Origin of the sequence: Acinetobacter sp. YH01004, assembly GCF_013420455.1 — a bacterium.
GTDB classification, from domain to species: Bacteria; Pseudomonadota; Gammaproteobacteria; order Pseudomonadales; family Moraxellaceae; genus Acinetobacter; species Acinetobacter towneri.
In genome coordinates this window covers 77,611-97,647 of the sequence record NZ_VOXZ01000003.1, presented here as the reverse complement: position 1 = coordinate 97,647, position 20,037 = coordinate 77,611, and the positions used below count along the sequence as shown (strand labels likewise).

Annotated in this window: 19 protein-coding genes, 1 other RNA gene and 2 pseudogenes; 11 read left to right on the top strand and 11 right to left on the bottom strand. The window is 41.0% G+C overall.

The annotated features are described in order from the left end of the window. The 6 genes and pseudogenes from FTT71_RS03230 to FTT71_RS03205 all read right to left on the bottom strand — a co-directional run bounded on the left by FTT71_RS03230 (position 1) and on the right by FTT71_RS03205 (position 8,427). A pseudogene (locus tag FTT71_RS03230) lies at positions 1-1,310 on the bottom strand (ATP-binding protein). Then, positions 1,310-1,987: a response regulator transcription factor gene (locus FTT71_RS03225; protein WP_179988912.1), complete on the bottom strand. Its 678-nt coding sequence runs from the start codon at positions 1,985-1,987 to the stop codon at positions 1,310-1,312. Before FTT71_RS03225 ends, FTT71_RS03230 begins: the two are co-directional and overlap by 1 nt. Beyond that, positions 1,980-3,701 (bottom strand): annotated as a pseudogene (locus tag FTT71_RS03220) (phosphoethanolamine transferase). Before FTT71_RS03220 ends, FTT71_RS03225 begins: the two are co-directional and overlap by 8 nt. 242 nt (positions 3,702-3,943) lie before the next feature. Further along, complete coding sequence (locus FTT71_RS03215) at positions 3,944-4,645, bottom strand: VIT family protein (protein WP_096902719.1); 702 nt, start codon at positions 4,643-4,645, stop codon at positions 3,944-3,946. Positions 4,646-5,503: 858 nt separating this feature from the next. Next, entirely contained in the window at positions 5,504-5,896 is a 393-nt protein-coding gene (gene cueR / locus FTT71_RS03210; protein ID WP_004970532.1) for a Cu(I)-responsive transcriptional regulator, read from the bottom strand. A gap of 59 nt (positions 5,897-5,955) precedes the next feature. After that, complete coding sequence (locus tag FTT71_RS03205; RefSeq protein WP_180160701.1) at positions 5,956-8,427, bottom strand: heavy metal translocating P-type ATPase; 2,472 nt, start codon at positions 8,425-8,427, stop codon at positions 5,956-5,958. A gap of 149 nt (positions 8,428-8,576) precedes the next feature. On the opposite strand from FTT71_RS03205, the gene FTT71_RS03200 reads away from it, so the two are divergent. From FTT71_RS03200 to FTT71_RS03175, 6 genes are all read left to right on the top strand, one after another. Then, positions 8,577-8,771, top strand: a complete 195-nt coding sequence (locus FTT71_RS03200) for a heavy-metal-associated domain-containing protein (protein WP_004970528.1) — start codon at positions 8,577-8,579, stop codon at positions 8,769-8,771. A 503-nt stretch (positions 8,772-9,274) separates the two neighbouring features. After that, positions 9,275-10,276, top strand: coding sequence for a putative oxygenase MesX (locus tag FTT71_RS03195; RefSeq protein ID WP_154320486.1), 1,002 nt, complete (start codon positions 9,275-9,277; stop codon positions 10,274-10,276). Positions 10,277-10,302: 26 nt separating this feature from the next. Continuing rightward, a complete protein-coding gene (locus tag FTT71_RS03190; RefSeq protein WP_179988915.1) occupies positions 10,303-11,331 on the top strand; it encodes a methionine synthase in 1,029 nt (342 codons plus the stop codon). 122 nt (positions 11,332-11,453) lie between these two features. After that, on the top strand, positions 11,454-11,948 hold the full coding sequence (locus FTT71_RS03185; protein WP_004970523.1) for a flavin reductase: 495 nt from the start codon (positions 11,454-11,456) through the stop codon (positions 11,946-11,948). A 71-nt stretch (positions 11,949-12,019) separates the two neighbouring features. Next, the gene (locus FTT71_RS03180) at positions 12,020-12,310 is read left to right on the top strand and encodes a type II toxin-antitoxin system HigB family toxin (protein ID WP_019836372.1); all 291 of its coding nucleotides are present in this window, start codon (positions 12,020-12,022) and stop codon (positions 12,308-12,310) included. Between the two features lies 1 nt (position 12,311). Next, positions 12,312-12,713, top strand: coding sequence for a type II toxin-antitoxin system HigA family antitoxin (locus tag FTT71_RS03175; protein WP_004970519.1), 402 nt, complete (start codon positions 12,312-12,314; stop codon positions 12,711-12,713). Positions 12,714-12,760: 47 nt separating this feature from the next. Here FTT71_RS03175 and ssrS read toward each other — a convergent pair. From ssrS to FTT71_RS03160, 3 genes are all read right to left on the bottom strand, one after another. Continuing rightward, positions 12,761-12,943: non-coding RNA, 6S RNA (ssrS, locus tag FTT71_RS03170), on the bottom strand. Positions 12,944-13,053: 110 nt separating this feature from the next. Then, entirely contained in the window at positions 13,054-13,338 is a 285-nt protein-coding gene (locus FTT71_RS03165) for a cell division protein ZapA (protein ID WP_004970518.1), read from the bottom strand. A gap of 1 nt (position 13,339) precedes the next feature. Further along, complete coding sequence (locus FTT71_RS03160) at positions 13,340-13,891, bottom strand: hypothetical protein (RefSeq protein WP_019836370.1); 552 nt, start codon at positions 13,889-13,891, stop codon at positions 13,340-13,342. Between the two features lie 64 nt (positions 13,892-13,955). On the opposite strand from FTT71_RS03160, the gene FTT71_RS03155 reads away from it, so the two are divergent. Next, positions 13,956-14,594 (top strand): UPF0149 family protein, encoded by a 639-nt coding sequence (locus FTT71_RS03155; protein WP_004970514.1) that lies wholly within the window; start codon positions 13,956-13,958, stop codon positions 14,592-14,594. 93 nt (positions 14,595-14,687) lie between these two features. Next, positions 14,688-16,022 (top strand): Xaa-Pro aminopeptidase, encoded by a 1,335-nt coding sequence (pepP, locus tag FTT71_RS03150; RefSeq protein WP_154320488.1) that lies wholly within the window; start codon positions 14,688-14,690, stop codon positions 16,020-16,022. A 79-nt stretch (positions 16,023-16,101) separates the two neighbouring features. Here pepP and FTT71_RS03145 read toward each other — a convergent pair whose 3' ends face one another. Together FTT71_RS03145 and FTT71_RS03140 are read right to left on the bottom strand one after the other, a co-directional pair. After that, positions 16,102-16,395, bottom strand: coding sequence for a type II toxin-antitoxin system RelE/ParE family toxin (locus tag FTT71_RS03145; RefSeq protein WP_004970510.1), 294 nt, complete (start codon positions 16,393-16,395; stop codon positions 16,102-16,104). Then, a complete protein-coding gene (locus tag FTT71_RS03140; protein ID WP_104852301.1) occupies positions 16,385-16,630 on the bottom strand; it encodes a type II toxin-antitoxin system RelB/DinJ family antitoxin in 246 nt (81 codons plus the stop codon). The genes FTT71_RS03145 and FTT71_RS03140 overlap by 11 nt, the downstream gene beginning before the upstream one ends. Before the next feature lie 372 nt (positions 16,631-17,002). On the opposite strand from FTT71_RS03140, the gene ubiH reads away from it, so the two are divergent. The 3 genes from ubiH to FTT71_RS03125 all read left to right on the top strand — a co-directional run bounded on the left by ubiH (position 17,003) and on the right by FTT71_RS03125 (position 19,883). Then, the gene (gene ubiH, locus FTT71_RS03135) at positions 17,003-18,211 is read left to right on the top strand and encodes a 2-octaprenyl-6-methoxyphenyl hydroxylase (RefSeq protein ID WP_104852300.1); all 1,209 of its coding nucleotides are present in this window, start codon (positions 17,003-17,005) and stop codon (positions 18,209-18,211) included. Further along, positions 18,208-19,458: an FAD-dependent monooxygenase gene (locus tag FTT71_RS03130; RefSeq protein ID WP_180160700.1), complete on the top strand. Its 1,251-nt coding sequence runs from the start codon at positions 18,208-18,210 to the stop codon at positions 19,456-19,458. The genes ubiH and FTT71_RS03130 overlap by 4 nt, the downstream gene beginning before the upstream one ends. Before the next feature lie 176 nt (positions 19,459-19,634). Beyond that, positions 19,635-19,883, top strand: a complete 249-nt coding sequence (locus tag FTT71_RS03125; protein ID WP_004972644.1) for a hypothetical protein — start codon at positions 19,635-19,637, stop codon at positions 19,881-19,883. The last annotated feature ends 154 nt before the right edge of the window (positions 19,884-20,037 follow it).

Below are 20,037 nucleotides of genomic sequence, written 5' to 3'. Positions count from 1 at the left end.
TTAACGCATCGGAAATTTAACCTGCACACATAAACCACCTAAACTGGCACTTTTAGAAAACTCTAAACTTGCACCTAAGCGTTGGGTGGCTTTATCTACAATAGATAAACCTAAACCACTACCAATTTCCGCATGGTTATGAATACGGTAAAAACGCTGTCGAATTTGATTGAATAGTGCGGGGTCAATGCCTGCACCACTGTCTTCAATTTGCAAAATTGCATGTTGTTCTTGCTGAAAAATAGTCACATTAATCACGCCTTGTTTGGGGGTATATTTAATCGCATTATCAATTAAATTATAAATAATGGAAGTAAAGCAGAACTTTGTCCATGAATATTCAACTCTTGGCGTTGTTCGACACCTAAATCAATATCTTTTTGCAATGCCAATTGAATGAGCTGTTCCACACAGGCAATGGTCATTTGATTTAAAGATAGGGTTTGATCGTTTTCAATTAGACTATCTGAGGCATCTTGCTTGGCTAAGCTTAATAACTGATTGACTAAATGCTGTAAACGCAAAACCCCTTGGCTTAAATTATTGAGGGCATCACTATGTGGAAATTGCTGCAATAAAATTTGTACTTGTAAATTGAGTGCAGTGAGTGGGGTACGTAATTCATGTGCAGCATCGGCAACGAACTGGCGCTGTTCCTGCTGTGCGGCAGAAATTCGCGTAAATAACTGATTCATTTCCTGAATCGTGGGTGCAAGCTCGACAGGATAATCCAACATGTGAATCGGGCTGAGATCCTGCGCTTTACGACGTGCCAATTCGCTTTTAAAGTTATTTAGTGGTTGAAAATTATGACGAATCAGCCAACCCAAAGCCAAAAGGGCAAAGGGTAAAAATATTGCATAGGGAATAAACATATTTGCCGCTAATTCTAAAGCTAAATATTGGCGCACAGAGTTTTGCTGGCTAATTTGAATCTGTAGGGTTTCTTGCGGCAAAATATAGGTATGCCACAGTCCAACTTCGGTTTGATGATTATAAAACCCTGGTTTTTCTACGGGTTGTAGCAACACATCTTGAGGGTGTAATTGTGTTGTAGCATCGTCATATGACCAAATATCGACAAATAAGTCTTCTTCGCTATATCTCTGATTTAAATCGATTTGGCTCTGTGTAGGTTCAGGATGGTTCGCTGCAATGCGTTCTGCCAAACTTTGCATTTGTGCATCTAAAATTTCATTCATTTCTTCTAGGGCAATTCGATACGCTGCAAATACCAAAACGCAGCCCAACATGACACTAAAGATAGAAACATAAACAATCAGACGTTTTTGCAAAGAGTAGGATTGCATTAAATTTGCCCTAAACGGTAGCCCAAACCACGAATGGTACGAATAAAGTCCTTGCCAAGTTTGGCGCGTAAATGGTGAATATAGACTTCAATGGTGTTGCTGCTGACTTCACTGTCAAAATCATATAATTTATCTTCTAAATTACTTTTAGAGAAAATTTTATTAGGGTGGCTGACCAAAGCCATTAAAATTGCCCATTCACGATTCGACAATTCGATATATTCACCTTTGAATTTTGCCAAATGTTGTTCGGTATCTAAGACTAAATCGCCATAACTTAAAATATGTGCGGTATCGTTTACAGGATTTTGTGCGCCGCTACGTCTGAGCAGGGCATAAATTCGCGCCAGTAATTCATCAAATTCATAGGGTTTAATTAAATAATCATCTGCACCCTGATTTAAACCATCCACCCGTTGTTGCAATTGATCACGCGCAGAAATAATCAGCACGGGCAATTGTGGATGTAACTGGCGAATGTTTTTTAATACCTGCATGCCGTCCATCATGGGTAAGCCTAAGTCCAGCAACACCAACTGGATATCTTGCTGCTCTAATTGCTTTAAGCCATCAATCCCGTTGTTCCCCCAAGTAACATCAAATTGCTGTAACTTGAGCAAGGTTTGGGTCGATTCGGCAATCATAAAATCATCTTCAATGATTAATATTTTAGGCATGTGATGACTCGTGCTGCGGTTGAGTGGTAGATGGGGCAGAACATTGATTCAGCATATCATTTTTCGGATCAATCACTTGGCTTTTTACATCTAGTAAGCTCAATAAACTTGGGAAAAGATTGTCCTGACTCAATGCTGCTTGGCGTTGTGCTTTTAAGCAATTCACTTGCGCGGAATTTTGTTGTTGCCAAGCTTCTGAAAACCACATCAGCATCGGTACATGAGTTTGTTGAGTCGGTGCCATAGAATACGGTGCGCCGTGTAAATATAAACCATGCTCGCCTGTCGATTCACCATGATCAGATAAATACCAAAAACCAGTTTGATAGTGTTTTTGTTGCTCTAAAGTTTGAATCAACTGACTTAAAACATGGTCGGTATACACAATCGAGTTGTCATAGGTATTGCGTAAGGCATCGGCACTGCAACCCTGAATCGCATTGCTGTTACACGTCGGTTGGAAGGGTTGATAAGCTACGGTTGAGCGTTTGAAATAAGCAGGTCCATGACTGCCCATTTGGTGCAAGATAATTAAATGTGAACGTCTGTCTTTCGAGTCAAGCTGAGCAAGATAAGCCTGTAAACTGTCCACTAAAATTTCATCTAAACATTCACCGCTAGCATCACACCATTTTTGTTTTAGTTCTGCAGGAATTTAATATTGCTGCACCCGATCACAGGCACCTTTACAGCCTGAATTGTTATCAATCCAAGTGACTTGATAACCTGCACGCTGAGCAATATCCAGTAATCCTTCACGGTGACTTGCCAGTTGTTCATCATAATTTTGGCGTGGCATCCCCGAGAACATGCACGGCACAGAAACAGCCGTGGCTGTACCACAAGAGCTGACTTGAGTGAAATTAATCACAGGCAGCTTAGAGAGTTCAGGGTTGGTATTTTTTGCGTAGCCATTCAGCGAGAAGCTTTCAGCACGTGCAGTTTCACCAACCACCAACAGCATAATTTTGGGTGCTGTGCCTGTTTGCGCACGTTGAATTAAATGTGCATCTTCACCATAGCGCAGCAGCGGCAAATTCTGTTTGGGTGCTTTCTTTTTATAATACGATAGACTAGAGGCAATCGCATTTTGTGGAGAAAGCATGCCTTTTAAATCACGATGCTCGCGGAAGATTGCAGCATAATCCACATAAAAACAGAACAATAAACCCAAAATCAGCACAATCGAAACTACACTGCCTAAAGTCTTTTGCAGTAATTGACGGGCAAAATGAGTCGGCTGAATTTTAACAGACCACACCAAGACCAATGGCAATAGTACAAACAGCACACTCCAAACCACTAAGCGTACAGACAAAAGATCACGTACTTCACGTACATCGGTTTGCAGCATATTTTGAATTTGGTCTGCGGTAATCACTACGCCCAAGCTATTAACAAAATAAGCGCTGAATCCACCGACTACAATCAAAATACTGGCTAATATTTTGGCATTCCAACGCCAGTTTAGCCATTGCAGCAACAGATGATACGCCGATACGATGACGATCACAGTTGCAATCAATAAGCCTATGGCTTTAATGCCCTGATAAGGTGTGAATTGTTGAATTTTCTCATAAAATCCATAGTTCAATACCAAGCCTAACCATAGGGCAAGCAGTAGATTGAAATAGAATAAAGAAATCGGTTTTTGCCAAAAGCGTAGTCGGGCAAAGATAGATGGAGCAAGTGGTGATTCGGGCTGCTTAGACATTGTCAATGATTCAAAAGACTTTAAGATGCTTTAGTTTAAAATTTGAAACTTAAAACTGACTTAAAATTGTGGGCTGAATCTGTTGTAGTTTTATTTGATTAACTTTGAAGATAGAAGTTTTAGAGATATAAACTTTGCATGGATAAGCTGTTCATTCATGTTATTTCTGAAGCTTGCCCTATCTCTGAATATATTTTTATCCAAAGATAGGGCAGAGATTTACACTGAATTTCCTAGATTTTTTAAGCCACAGCGACATGGAACATTGAACCAATCCACGCACTGAATACCATGGCGACAATACCCCAGATCATGACACGCAATGCACCTTTCCACATACTTGCGCCACCGACATAGCTGGCAAGCGCACCCATAACCCCTAGACTGATTACACCGACCAACATCACGCCTTTGTCTAACAGATGTTCAGGTAAGAGTAAAATAGACACCAACGGGAATAATGAACCTACAGTAAATGCCAATGCCGATGAAAAAGCTGCCATAAATGGCTGCGCTGAGGTGTGTTCTAAAATACCAATTTCGTCACGGGCATGGGCATCTAGAGCATTGTGAGCAGTCAGTTGTATGGCAACTTGTTCTGCCAATTCGGCATCTAAACCACGAATCATATAAATATTGGTGAGTTCTTTTAGCTCATGCTCTGGATTGAGTTTTAATTCGCGTGCTTCCATCGCAAGGTCATTTTGTTCAATGTCTTGTTGAGATTTCACCGAAATATATTCACCTGCTGCCATAGAAGCAGCGCCCGAAATTAAGCCTGCAATACAGGTAATTAACAATGTTTGAGAAGATGCACCACTGGCTGCCATCCCCACGACCAAACTGGTCACAGAAATGATCCCATCGTTCGCACCCAATACTGCAGCACGTAACCATCCAGACCGTTCAATATAGTGTTTTTCGAGGTGGTAAGAATGTGGCATAGATCAAACTCTCTTGTTATTCAATTTTCGTTTATTGATGTGTGATATAGCATAAATCATTCTAAAAAATTTATCGTTTAAAAATGAGAGGTATTTCACAAAATAGATGAAGTCGTAATGTGGTTTTTGAGTTTGAGCTTGGAGTTTTTTATAAAATTTCCTTAAATTTCAACCTTTAAATGCCTTAAAAAATGATCAATAGCTTGTAAGATGATAAAAGAGATTGATTCAATCAGGCTTGCAAGTAAATAGGAAATATCGTGATGTCTTTTCAGAATATTGTCGTACCTGTAGTGAGCGAAGTCAGTCTAAAAACCATTCATCGGTTGGGTGCAGGGTAAAGTATGCCTAAATTATCTCGTGACTTAGTATCGCCAGACGTATTTGACTTAAAGTCATTTATTTCTCCTCGCATTAGGGGTGGATGTCGCACTTGCAGAAGTCATACGTGGACACGGTACAATTTATGATGCAGAAGTCTGTGATGCTGCGGTTCGTTTAATTAATGAAAAAGGGTATGAATTACCGCGCTAAAATATGCGTAATGAATAGTGCTAAAACTTGATTGTTGTGCAGTTTATCGGAGAGATTCTTAAAAAGTGTTAAATTTATCTCGTAAATTATATAGAATGCTCACTAATTCAAATTGTGTTTATATATAATACGCTCCCATAAAGTAACAGATATTCCAAGTTTCCCCCCACACTTCCCCAAAGTGTGAGTTTTTTTATGCTATGTATTAAAAAAGATAGGGATGTAGATTTCCTAAGTTAAATTTAAGCTGACAGATACAACAATGGTTTCTAACAAGTGGATAACTGTCAGGTCTTGTTTGAATGGGGGAAGCTTAATTCCAAATCACTTCCCCAATTCAATATCTTTCAAAATCACACAATCTGCCTGTTCATCGCCAGAGCAATGATCTGCAGAGCTTTGCAACCAGTTCGCCATTTCCTGTAATTGCGTAATCTTCTGTTTTAAGGTTTCAATATGTTTAAGCGTGAGTTGCTTCACTTCTGCACTTTGTCGGTCAGCATTTTTCCATAAACCTAGCAATTCTTTCATTTGCTCAGAAGAAAACCCCAAATCCCGTGCATGCTTAATAAAAGACAAAGTTTTTAAATCTTGCTCAGAATAAATCCGATAACCCGAAGCAGAGCGTTTGGCGGTATCCAGTAAACCAATTTGCTCATAATAACGAATCATTTTGCTGGAAATACCCGATAGCTTAGAGGCTTGACCAATATTCATGTGACTTCTCTCATAAAAAGGGCGTAGAGCAATCTTCTAAACCCTTTTGTATGTTGCATTTAAATCTGTGCTGCTTGGAAATATTTTAAACGGAGCGCATTACCCAATACAAACACTGAAGATAATGCCATCGCGCCCGCAGCAAAAATAGGCGAGAGCAAAATACCTGCAAACGGGTATAGCACGCCTGCAGCAATTGGAATCAAGGCAATATTATAAATAAATGCCCAAAACAGATTTTGACGAATATTGCGGATAGTGGCTTTACTCAAAGCAATTGCATTGGGCACACCTTGTAAATTGCCCGACATCAATACAACTTCGGCTGCTTCAATCGCAACATCTGTACCTGTACCAATCGCAATTCCAACATCGGCTTGTGCCAAAGCAGGGGCATCATTAATACCATCACCCACAAAAGCCACACGTCCAAATTGCTGTTGTAATTCACGTACAACATCGACCTTGCCTTCAGGTAAAACCTCGGCCACCACATGATCAATCTGTAAACGTGCAGCAATTGCCTGAGCCGTATGTCGGTTATCTCCCGTAATCATCGCCACTTTTAAACCCAGTTGATGCAACGCTGCAATAGCAGCAAAAGTCGTGTCTTTAATTGGGTCTGCAACGGCAACAATGGCTGCCAGTTGTTGATCAATCGCCATATAAATTGGTGTTTTGCCTTCTTGTCCTAAACGTGCAGCTTCTGCATTAAAAGCGCTAACATCTAGCCCAATTTGTTGCATATAACGGTCTGCACCAATCTGAATACGTTGACCATTCACCAGTGCTTCAATACCTGAACCTGTGATGCTGTCAAATTCGGTAACAGGCAGTAAACTGACTTGCTTTTCTGTTGCAGCTTGCACAATCGCCAATGCAATGGGATGCTCAGATTTCGCTTCTACCGATGCTAAAAGTACAAAGACCTGATCTGCATCAAAACCCGATTGCACATGAAAATCGGTTAATGTCGGTTTGCCTTCGGTGAGCGTTCCTGTTTTATCCACCGCGACCACTTTAACATCTTGCAAAAGCTGCAAAGCTTCGCCTTTACGAAACAGCACGCCCATTTCTGCGCCACGACCTGTTCCCACCATAATTGAAGTCGGTGTGGCTAAACCCATCGCACATGGGCAGGCAATAATTAGAACAGCGACTGCATTGACTAAACCAAAGGTTAGGGTAGGTTCTGGGCCAAAAATAAACCACACAATAAAAGTAAGTGCAGCCAATAACATCACGGCAGGTACAAACCACATGGTCACTTTATCCACCAAGGCTTGAATAGGTAATTTAGAGCCTTGCGCTTGTTCGACCATACGAATAATTTGCGCCAACACCGAAGCTTCACCAATGGCAGTAGCACGAATATTTAGTGTGCCATTTTGGTTGATGGTACCGCCTACAACTTGATTGCCTATTTGTTTGGCTACAGGAACAGGCTCACCTGTAATCATTGACTCATCTATATAACTATGACCTTCGATCACTTCACCATCTACAGGAATGCGCTCACCTGGGCGGATTTCGACAATGGTATTGGAGCTGACTTCCGCCACTGGCACTTCAATGATTTGACCATCCCGATGAATACGTGCAGTTTTAGCTTGCATGCCAATTAAATGCTGAATGGCTTGCGAGGTGCGACCTTTGGCTTTGGCTTCAAAATAACGACCCAGCAAAATCAAACTGACAATCACTGCCGCAGCTTCATAATAAACATGCACTGTGCCTTCGGGTAAAAGCTGCGGCATAAACGTTGCCACCAATGAAAAACTGTATGCAGCCAAAGTTCCTACCGCCACCAAAGAGTTCATATCAGGCGCAAAATGTAACAGCGCTGGAATCCCTTTTTGATAAAAACGACGTCCTGGTAACAGCAGCACCAATGTGGTTAAAGCAAATTGAATCAACCAACTTTGTTGTTGCCCAATATTGTGCATCACCCACATGTGAAAGGCAGGAATCATGTGTGATCCCATTTCCAGAATAAACACAGGCAAGGCTAAAATCAGTGAAATTACTAAATCACGTTTCAGTTGTTGCTGTTCCAGATTCTTTTTATCGTGTTGTTCGTTAGAGTCGTGTTGCAGCAGTTTGGCGTCATAACCTGCTTTTTGAATCGCTCGAATCAGGTCTTGGCTAGAAACAGTGGCATTCGGCTGAATCCATGCATGTTCAGTCGCCAAATTGACATTGGCTTGTTCTACACCAGGCACTTTCTTTAAGGCTTTTTCGACACGTGTTACACACGAAGCACAAGTCATGCCATCAATAGACAGTTCGATTGGTTGAATGGCAGCTACATCAAAACCTGCACGTTGCACTGCCTTAATGAGCAGTGCACGGTCTAAAGGTTGCGATGCGTGAATCAGTGCTTTTTCTGTTGCAAGATTCACTTCAGCTTTTTCTACACCATCGACTTTTTTTAAGGCTTTTTCGACACGCCCGACACATGAGGCACAGGTCATGCCTTCTATAGACAAAGTTTCCTGATAGGGAGAGGCATTTGGGTGTTTTGCGTCCATGGTCGTCTCTATAATTTGGAGGATGTGTTTAGCATATAGATTGACACGATGGTAAGGTCAAGTAAATTTTAGCCCAAAATAGGCTTGACCTTGCCAGCATGGTAAGCTTTAAACTACAGTTCAACAAAGGCAGAAGTGTGGAGTTCGCAATGAAACTATTGATTGAAAATATGACTTGTGGCGGTTGTGCACGTGGTGTCACGGCAACCATTCAAGATGTTGATCCTGCTGCAAAAGTTGAAGTCGATTTAGCGACTAAAATTGTGACCGTGGAAAGCACTGCAACTGTAGATCAAATTACGGCTGCATTGGCAGAAGATGATTTTCCTGCACAAGTTCAATAAAACTGCATCATCTAAGAAGCTCCAATGTGTGAGCTTATCGTAAGGTCAATTGGTCAACTGACGAATTGACCTATTTTTTTGCCTGCCGATTTTTTCTCGTTGTTTTTTGATGTGACCAACTGAATACATTTTGATCACGAAGATGCTAAACCAAGCCAATCAGAAGCTGAGATTTTCTAACTTCAAGCTGAGTTTCATTCATTCAGGGCTGAAATCTACTGAATGAACTATGTGCTGTCCTCTAAAATATACTCTTCAATATTTATCGGAATAAAAATATTTTTTGGTTTTAACTTGTTGTTATTGAAATATTTATTTTAATTTTTAAATTTAAGGGATAACAGAAAAACCATCATTTTTAGATGTTTTGCTGCATATTTTAAATTAAGGTGAATAAAATTCACTTTGGATTGAGGTTAAATCATTTTTATTCACTTTGTCGTTCCAGTATAAATACCCTCATTCAGAAATTTTAACTTTTTAAATTTGGGTAGTAGATCATCATGACAAAGCCATTCACCTGTTCAATTAAACGTATTCGTTTTGACGAAAACTATGAACCTGCTAACAACACGCGTTTAACCACCAATTTTGCAAATTTGGCGCGTGGTGAAAGCCGTCAGGAAAATTTACGCAGAACTTTAGCGATGATCAATAATCGTTTTAACTCGCTGGCATCTTGCGATAACCCAAAAGGTGATCGTTATTCGCTTGAAATCGACATTATTTCTGCAGAAATTGATATTGAAGGAAATGGCAAAACTTTTCCATTCATTGAAATGCTAAAAAGTACGATCACAGATCATCAAACAAATGAACGTATTGAAGGCATGATTGGCAACAGTTTTTCATCGTATGTTCGTGATTATGATTTTAGTGTGGTCTTGCCAGCATTAGGCTGCAAAGTAAATGAAAAGCCTGAAAGTTTTGGTGATTTACATGGCAAGCTTTATCAGCATTTGGTCAGTTCAGCAGTGTTCCAAGCTGAGTTTCAAAAACAACCTGTGATTTGCCTGAGCGTATCAACCACAAAAACTTATTATCGTACGACCAATGTGCATCCTGTCTTAGGTACAGAATATAAAAATGATGAATATTCAAGAACCGATGACTATTTTGAAAAAATGGGTTTAACCGTGCGTTACTTCAAACCTGAAAATAGCAATGCACCGCTTGCGTTCTATTTTTCTGGCGATTTACTGCATGATTACACAGATTTTGAGTTGATCAGTGCCATCAGTACTATGGAAAGTTTCCAGAAAATTTATCGTCCTGAAATTTATAACACCAACTCACCTGCAGGCGAGGTCTATCAGCCAAGTTTGAATTATCAGGATTATTCATTAACCCAAGTTGTATATGACCGTGTTGAGCGAGGTCAGTTGGCAGTCAAGCAGGGCAAATGGACTGAAGAAAACTTTATCAAGCCTTATCAAGATATTCTTGAACAATGGGCTGCCAAGTTCGTGCCGCTACATGCTGCCAATCAAGAACGTGTTGCTTAACTTAAAATACAGATAGAAGATTCAAAATGGCTATTTTATTACCGACCTCAACGGCTGGCAGTTTACCTAAACCTTCGTGGCTCGCAGAACCTGAAAAGCTTTGGTCAGCTTGGAAATTAACAGGGCAAGAATTACTGGACGCAAAACAAGATGCGCTACGTCTATCACTGCATGAACAACAGCAAGCAGAGATTGATATTGTGAGTGATGGGGAGCAAACCCGTCAGCATTTTGTCACCACCTTTATTGAACACCTTGAAGGTGTCGATTTTGAAAAACGTGAAACAGTCAAAATTCGTGATCGTTATGATGCCAGTGTCCCTTCTGTGGTGGGTGCAGTTTCTAGGCAAAAACCAGTCTTTGTTGAAGATGCCAAATTCCTGCGTTCACTGACAGATCAACCCATCAAATGGGCGCTGCCTGGTCCTATGACCATGATTGATACTTTATACGATGCGCACTACAAGAGCCGTGAAAAACTGGCGTGGGAATTTGCCAAAATCCTGAATCAGGAAGCGCGTGAACTTGAAGCAGCAGGCGTGGATATCATCCAGTTTGATGAACCTGCGTTTAATGTGTTTTTTGATGAGGTGAATGACTGGGGCGTGGCAACATTAGAGCGCGCGTTAGAAGGTTTGAAATGTGAAACAGCCGTGCATATTTGCTATGGCTATGGCATTAAAGCCAATACCGATTGGAAAAAAACACTCGGCTCAGAATGGCGTCAATACGAAGCAGTTTTCCCAAAACTACAGCAGTCTAATTTGGATATTATCTCACTGGAATGTCACAACTCACGTGTTCCGATGGATTTGCTTGAACTTATCCGTGGTAAAAAGGTGATGGTGGGTGCGATTGATGTCGCAACGAATACGATTGAAACAGCCGATGAAGTTGCAGATACATTGCGCAAAGCATTGCAATTTGTCGATGCTAACAAGTTGTACCCATCGACTAACTGTGGAATGGCACCATTGAGTCGTCAGGTTGCACGAGGCAAGTTACAGGCTTTGGCTGCTGGTACGAAGATTATTCGCCAAGAATTATCTAGTTAAGCGTTCGATCAGGCGAAGTGAATTCAAGCCAAGTGAATTTAAGTTAAGTGAATCAGGGATGCTTTTTCAGGCAAAAAGCATCCTTTGAACTTTCTAAAAAAGTTGAGTGTTGGAATACGGTGATGGTTAAAGCAACAGACTTCAAAAATGCAATGTCTTTCTTATCAAGTGCAGTCAATGTAGTGACGACAATGGGAGATGCAGGACGTCATGGTTTTACTGCATCTGCGGTATGTAGCGTGACAGATACACCGCCAACATTATTGGTGTGTATGAACAAATCATCGCGTTCTCATCTCAGTTTTTTAGAGAATAAAGTGCTGTGTGTGAATGTGCTAAATGCAGAACAAGAACATCTTTCTAATGCATTTGCCTCATCAAAATTGAGTTCCGATGAGCGTTTTAAGCAGGCTGAATGGGCAGCTTTGGAAACAGGTGCTCCTATATTAAAAAATGCATTGGTCAGTTTTGATTGTGAAATTTCACAAATTCAAGAAGTGGGGACGCATACTATTTTTATTTGCCCAATTGTTGCTATTCAAAAAAATCAACAAGATCAGGCGTTGGTTTATTTTAATCGTCACTATCATCAAGTTGGTGAAACTGAGTTTGTTTAATTCGCTATAAAATATTGCAATATGCGATAATCAGTTTATACTTGATTTATAGCAAAATGCGATAAAATATTATGCATGTGATCACCCACGCTAGAATTATAGAGGCAATGCACAAGTGGCCACAGGCTGAAACAGCACTCGATGGTTGGTATCGAATTATTAAGGCAAATGATCCGAAAGACTTTGCCGAAATGAAGCAGTTATTTCCAGCAGTTGATAAAGTTGGAAAGTTTCATGTATTCGATATTGGTGGGAATAAGATTCGACTTATTGCTGTTGTGATGTATCAGGCAAAGCGTGTGTATATTCGTCATGTGTTATCCCATAAAGAATATGACAAAGGTCATTGGAAGGAGGATTAGTATGAACGCAATGATTAAACAGGCTGTAGATCACTGGCACTACGTTGCTCCTTTGCTGAGTAAACCAGAAAATGAAAAAGATTTTCATGCACTTGTCGAGGCTTTAGATGAGCTTTTAGATATTGTTGGTGATGATGAAACGCATCCTTTAATGGGGCTGATTCATCAACTCGGTGACTTGGTTTCTGTTTATGAAAATGAACACCTGCCTATTCCTCATGGAGATGGTCGTGCTGCTTTAGCTTTTTTGATGGCGCAACATGGATTAGGTCAATCTGACTTGGCAGAGGTTGCAACTCAATCTGTGATTTCGGAGATTTTAAGCGGCAAACGCCAGTTGAATATTCGTCATATTAAAGCGCTGTCTGAGCGGTTTAAGGTTTCTGCTGATACATTTTTCTAAACGATTTTATATTTTTTAGACATTTTATTTTTAGATATTTAAAAATAAATAGCTCCGAAGATGCCGCTGCATGTCGTTACCCTGAACCCGAAAAAGTTCAAGGCGGACGCGACGCATACTTGCTGGGTTTCCCATACGAGATGGGCATACGCTCTAAATATGCAGAACACAATCCTAAGATTTAAGTATCGGCAGGGATATAGACTCGCTGGCGAACACCTCAGAGTTAGAATTAGTATAACCCATCTCAGTTGCTTGGCAACTCATGTTCACGAATTAACTATAAAGATAGAGCTTGTTTGCATAGCCTTTATGCAAACTTAAGTCAAAAAAACACCACTTAAGTAAGGGCTTCAACTTCTTGCAAAATGGTGCTGAGTAAACGCTCACAATGCTCATAATGCTGCAAAGATTTATTCATAGAAAGAACCTCTTGCATCAACTCTAAAGCCACGACAATAATCAGTTTGCTCGGTTCCATATTGGGCGCTTTACGACGAAACTCATCGTAGCGTTCATTCAATAATTGTGCCGCACGCTCTAAATCTTCTCTTTTTTCTTCAGTTGTGGCTAAACGGAAACTATGTCCTAAAACACGTAAATCAATTGGAATTTGAACTGACATATTAACCTTCCTCGCTCACTTCGGCAGGGTGGGCAAGTTGTTGAATTTCTTGCGCATGATGATCTTGAGCTGTACCTAAAATTGCAAGACGCTGAATAATAGCTTCAACTTTGGCTTTGGCATGCTCATTTTTTTGTAACAATCTTTCACGTTCTTGTTTGAGTGTCTGAATTTCATGCTGATTCATACGCTGATCATTCAGCATTTTTTCTTTCAGAATGCGTAATTCATTGCGCTCAGCCAAAATTTCCTGAAAGCGGTTTTTCAAATCAGTACAGCTTTTTTCCAAACGACTGTAACGGTCTGCCAGTGCTGTCGCATCTTGGTTTAACTGCTGAAATTGCGCCTGAGTGCTGCTTAATTGCTCAGTCAGATTCTCAATTTCATCTTGCTTGGCAGTAATAATGCTGTTTCTTTGCACAATTTGTGCATGATGCTGTTCCTCAGCAGTTTGCTTGGCTGTGCTGAGGGCGGTATTTTCACTTTCATAATGATCAATTCGTGTTTTTAAAACACCAATATGCGCTTGTAGACGCTGTAATTCTTCTAACATATCGTGGTCGCACAGTATTGCAAACAAAGGTAATATATACGAAGTATAGAGATTGGATAAACGAATGCAAGACGATATTTCAGGTTGGTCGGAATGGTTCCGCAATTTTTCTAACATTGAAGAAATTTCAAGCCCAAGTGAGTTACATGGCTTGCTGACAGGTATAGTTTGTGTGACAAATGCACCAACTGAAACCGAGTGGCAGCAGATTTTAGAAACCCTCAATGTGCCAGAATTAGAGCCAGCCGCACTGTCACTTTTAACCGATGAATCGGAAGATGTCGCACATGCTTTGTCTGAAGATGAGTTAGATTATCTGCCGTTATTGCCAGATGATGAACATCTTTTACAAGAACGTGTGCAAGCTTTGGCAGATTGGTGTGCAGGCGTTGTGCTTGGTTTTGGTTTGGCTTCTGGGCATATTCGTTCAGATGAAATCGAACTGATTGAGCATTTACAAGATGTTGCTGCGGTTGAATTTGAAGATTCAGACAATGACGAAGAAGGCGAAGAAAGCTATCAGGAATTGTATGAATTTGTACGTTTGATTCCTGTGAGTTTATCTGTTGGGCGTAAAAAAGTACCAGTAGAAGAAAGCTCTTTATTGCAAAACTTACATGCTAAGTCGCGTCAACAAACTGCACAAACCACACAAAACGCAAGTGCTGTTGTTGAAATGTTTACGCCACACCGTCCGAGTTAATCGGGCGTTGTGTGCCTAAGTATGTCGGTGTAAGGTGCTTTAAGTCATTACAACAATCATATTTTCATCATTTTATATATGTAGACCGTATTTATGAAAAAACTGACTCAAGTCGAATTTAAAGAACGTCGTGATCAACTTGCAGAACTGATGGGGCCCAATAGTGTCGCAATTATTGCAACCAGTCCTGTGGCAATGCGTAATCGTGATGCAGATTATAAATATCGTGCCGACAGCAGTTTTTTCTATTTAACAGGTTTTGCTGAACCTGAAGCAGTTGCGGTGATTGAAACCTATGAATCAATTGATGAAGGTTATACCTACACGTTGTTCTGCCGTGAACGTAACCGTGAAATGGAAATCTGGAATGGTTATCGCGCAGGTTTAGAAGGTGCAATTGAGCTGTTTGAGGCAGATGAGTCTTTTGCAATTGCGCAATTAGATGCAGAAATCATCGCCAAAATTGTCAATAAAGACACGTTGTACTATCGCTTGGGGCATCAGACTGAATTTGATGTACGTGTTGCGGCATGGAACCAACAAGCTGATGCACAACATCGTCAAGGCAATACTGCACCTGCCAAAATTGTTCAGTTAGATCGTTTGCTGGATGAAATGCGTTTGCATAAAACTGAGTCTGAATTGGAACTGATGCAAATTGCTTCAAATATTAGTGCAGAAGCACATACTCGTGCCATGCAAACAGTAAAAGCAGGCATGATGGAATATGAGCTAGAAGCTGAACTGAATTATATTTTTGGTAAAAATGGCTGCGTACCTGCCTATAACAGTATTGTCGGTGGTGGTGAAAATGCCTGCATTTTGCATTATGTCGAAAATGACAAAGTGCTTAAAGATGGCGATTTAGTCCTGATTGATGCAGCCTGTGAATATCAGTGCTATGCCTCAGATATTACCCGTACTTTTCCCGTGAATGGTCAATTCAGTCCAGAACAAAAAGCACTGTATAACATTGTATTGGATGCGCAAATTGCAGCAATTGAAGCTGTACAAATTGGTAACTCCTATAAAGAACCACACCATGTTGCGGTGCGTATTTTGGTGCAAGGTTTGCTTGATCTAGGCATTATGCAGGGCAATTTAGAAGAAATTATTGCTTCGGAAAGTTATCGCCAGTTTTATATGCACGGTACAGGGCATTGGTTGGGCATGGATGTGCATGATGTCGGCAGCTATAAACACGGTGAAGACTGGCGTGTTTATGAAGAAGGTATGGTGGTGACCGTTGAACCGGGTCTATACATTGCACCCGATGATGAAACGGTAGATGCTAAATGGCGTGGTATAGGTATCCGTATTGAAGATGATATTGTTGCGACTGCGAACGGGCCATTGAATCTGACTTCAAAAGTGGTGAAAACCGTAGAAGAGATTGAAGCATTGATGGCAAAAGCTAAATCTGCTTAATTGGGTCTAATCAAAGCTGGTCAAGTGATCAGCTTTTTTATTAGAAAGCGCGTGTAAATTTTGAGTATGTAAATAATTTTTAGTCTTTGATCCGCTTTTTTGCTTCATCATAAACAATGTTATCAGCACGCTTTCCAACGGTAATGAGCAAAATAACGACCTGATCATCTTTGACCTGATAAATAAGTCGGACACCCGCTTTTAATAATTTGATTTTATAGCAGCCAGCAAGATCACCTTTAAGCATGTTCTTTGGAATATGTGGCTGCTCAATGACTTTGGCTAATTTTTTCTTGAATTGGTCGCGGATAGCACTCGGAAGCTTTTCCCATTCTGCAGTGAAGTCCTTATGACGTAAAAGATTATAAGTCATCTAATGTGACTTCCTCGAACATCTCTTTAGGATCATTCATGCGTTTACGGACAAGTGCCAATAGTTCAGCATCTTCTTCTGAAAGCAACGCTTTGTGTACTGGAAGCTTTCCAGTCGTTGCCACATATTCAAGAATATTGGTAAAGAAATCGGTAGGTGAGATACCTTGTTCTTTAAGGATTGAATAAGATTTTTCTTTAAGGGCTTCATCGACCCTGAAATTAACAGTAGCCATCACTTCTCTCAGTTATTGAATGTATGGAAATATTGTAATGCAATATGCATTACAAAGATAGTTTGTATAATAACCATTATGTGAGATCATTTTTATCGTTGAGCTTATTCTAAAATCAATCATCAGCCATCAATAATACTAAGTATTGAATTTATCTTCTCTTGTGTCATACATGGCTCGGAGCAAGAAGATGAGGGACTAATAATTATAGTTTGAATTGGACATTTGCAAGAAGTCTAATCATCTTCCATAGCTTCAACACTAATTCATTATAAAAATAAATGACTTTGCGGTAAGATAAAATCCATTACAGATTATACGTATTTCGATTGAATCTTTTGAAGTCGAATACCTCATAAAAAGGATCAAGGCATGCAACAAGAAGTGATCATTGTAGGCGGTGGTATGGTCGGGCTAAGCTTAGCCTTGATGTTGGCTAAGTCAAACATTGCAGTAAAGTTGCTAGAAGCGATTCAATACCCCAATTATGACGATGCTAACCTTGCGCCGTATCATTCCAGTTTTGATGCACGTAACAGTGCCTTGTCGCGTCGCAGCGTACAAATTTACCAAGAGCTAGGTTTATGGGATGCCTTGCAAGAACATGCTACGCCTATTTTAGAAGTTCAAATTACCGAACAAGGTAGTTTTGGCAAGGCACGTTTATTGGCCGAACAAGAAAAAGTCGAAAGCTTTGGTCAGGTGATTGAAAATGCATGGTTAGGTCGGGTGTTACTGACCGAAGTGCGTAAACAACCTTTGATTGAATTGATTGATGGTGTGCAGGTCACCAGTCTTAAACAAGATGCAGATTTTGCCTATATTGAAGCGGTACGTGGTCAGGAACAATTACAGCTTGCTGCCAAACTACTGATTGCTGCCGATGGTCGTGATTCTTTCTGCCGTAAAGCCTTGGGCATTGGTGCATCGGAACATGATTATGACCAAGTAGCGATTGTGACCACAGTGCAAACCTCCAAGCCGCATGCGCATGTGGGTTTTGAGCGTTTTAGTCACTTAGGACCTTTGGCGTTGCTGCCCCTGCCAGGTGAATATCGCCGTTCTGTGGTGTGGCCTGTGCCAAAAGGTACAGAACATGAATGGATTGGCGATGAAAATGATCAACACTTTTTAAATGCCTTGCAACAAGCCTATGGTGATCGTGCAGGGAAGTTTGAAAAAACAGGACGTCGTTTTAGTTTTCCATTGTCACAAGTTCTGGCAGAAAAACAGGCGGTTGGTCGCGTTGTACTGATGGGTAATGCAGCGCATACCATTCACCCAGTCGCAGGGCAGGGCTTTAACTTGTGTATGCGAGATGCTTACGTATTATTGCGTTATCTCACCGAACAGGCGGCACAGTCAGCAGATTTAGGCGATGCTGCAATGCTGCGTGACTATGAACAATCGCGTTTGAAAGATCAACAGCGAGTCATTAAATTCTGTGACAGCGTGGTACGTGGATTTAGCAATCAAAACCCAATCCTGAAATTTATGCGTAATACAGGCTTAGTCGCGTTTGATACCATTCCAGGCATTAAACCTTTGGTCGCCAATTATGCCATGGGGTTAAAAGCATGATCACAGCAAATCAACAAACGCAAGTGTTAGATGTCGTCATTATTGGTGGCGGCTTGGTGGGAGGCTTAACTGCACTTTTATTGGCACAAGGGGGTGTGCAGGCTACAGTTTTAGATGCCGCACCTATTTTAGATGCAGAGAAAACCCTTGCAGTTGCCAATCCGCGTGTATTGGCTTTAAGTCAGGCCACCATCCACCTGTTAAAAACAGTCAATGTCTGGTCTAAACTGGCGCGACATATGCCGTATAGCGGCATGCAGGTTTGGAATAAAAATGGCTATGGCGAAATTAACTTTGGGGCAAGTAACGAACGTACACCCGCTATTGAGCAGGCTCTGGGTTCAATGGTCGAGCCAAGCATTTTAAATCTAGCGATTCAGCAGCAAATGTTGCAACAAGTGCAAGATTATCGAACGCAAGTCAAAGTGACCCGTTTAGAGCGTGGTGTTGGCGTTTGGCACATTTATTTGGCCGATGGTACACAATTACAGACTAAGCTAGTCATTGGCGCAGATGGTGCTAACTCCTTTGTGCGCGAACAAGCCTTTATTGATTTTGATGTGTTGGATTATCGTCAGGTAGGTCTAACCTGTGCAATTCGTACTGCGCAGCCGCATCAGCATGTTGCACGTCAAATTTTCTTAGAAACTGGTCCTTTGGCCTATTTACCGATGGCAAGTTTACACGCCGAGCAGGAAGGGCATTGGCAGTCGATTGTTTGGACTTTGCCTGATGACTATGCCGAAGAATATGCCAAACTGAATGATGACGACTTTACCCAACTTTTGACTCGTGAAAGTCATCACATGCTTGGGGAAGTCTTAGAGGCAACCCCACGTGCTATTTTCCCACTGAAAGCACGTGCAGCGCAGCGTTATGTGCAAGATGGTTTGGCACTTATTGGTGATGCCGCGCATGTAATTCATCCGCTTGCAGGGCAGGGCGTGAATATTGGTTGTCTGGATGCAGCCGTACTGTGCGATGTGTTGTTGCATGATTTCAAACGTGGTGTTTGGGCGCATGAGCAAACTTTAAAGCGTTACGAGCATCGTCGTAAAGGACAAAATGATGCCATGATGCATAGTATGTCTGCGATTGGCTGGATGGAAACCACCACTTTATTCCCTGTGGTGTGGGCACGTAACTTTGGTTTAAAACAGGTGGAGCAGCTGCCTGCGTTAAAAGATGCCTTTATGTCACAAGCCAGTGGATTAAGCCTGCTTAAAGACACACGCTACGCGGTTTAAAGCAAAACAGTCGTTTTTTGTACGGTCATACATACCTGATTACGAATTTGGTTAAAAAAGATACGTTTTTTTTAATCTAGACTCTATGCGAAAGGCCAAGAGATTGCTAAATTTCATCGTAATTCATAACCAGTTTTCACTTGGACTAAATTGAAGTCATTTGTGGGGAGATTAAGATGACGGACATGAACGATTACGATGATGTAGAAGATTCAACTGTAGACGAAGATGAAGCGAAAGCGGCTGAAAAAGGTGCAGCAGAATCAGAAGAAGGTGCTGTAGATGGTGATCTTGCAGAAGCAGAAACTCTCACTGTAACTGCCAAACTAAAACAGCGTCAGGCATTGGAAGATGAAGTGGCTGCATTCTTGGCGCGTGGCGGAAAAATTACCGAAGTGCCACCAGATGAGTCTGCGCGCGACTAATCTGTTGAACGTGCTTGCTGAACTTGTTGATTGAATTTATTCGTTGAACTGTTGAGTGAGTTAGGGCGGGATGCTTACTATGCAGGCTGCTCTAATGCTTATACCTTCAACATAAAAAAGCATCACCTTGTATAAAGGGTGATGCTTTTTTTTA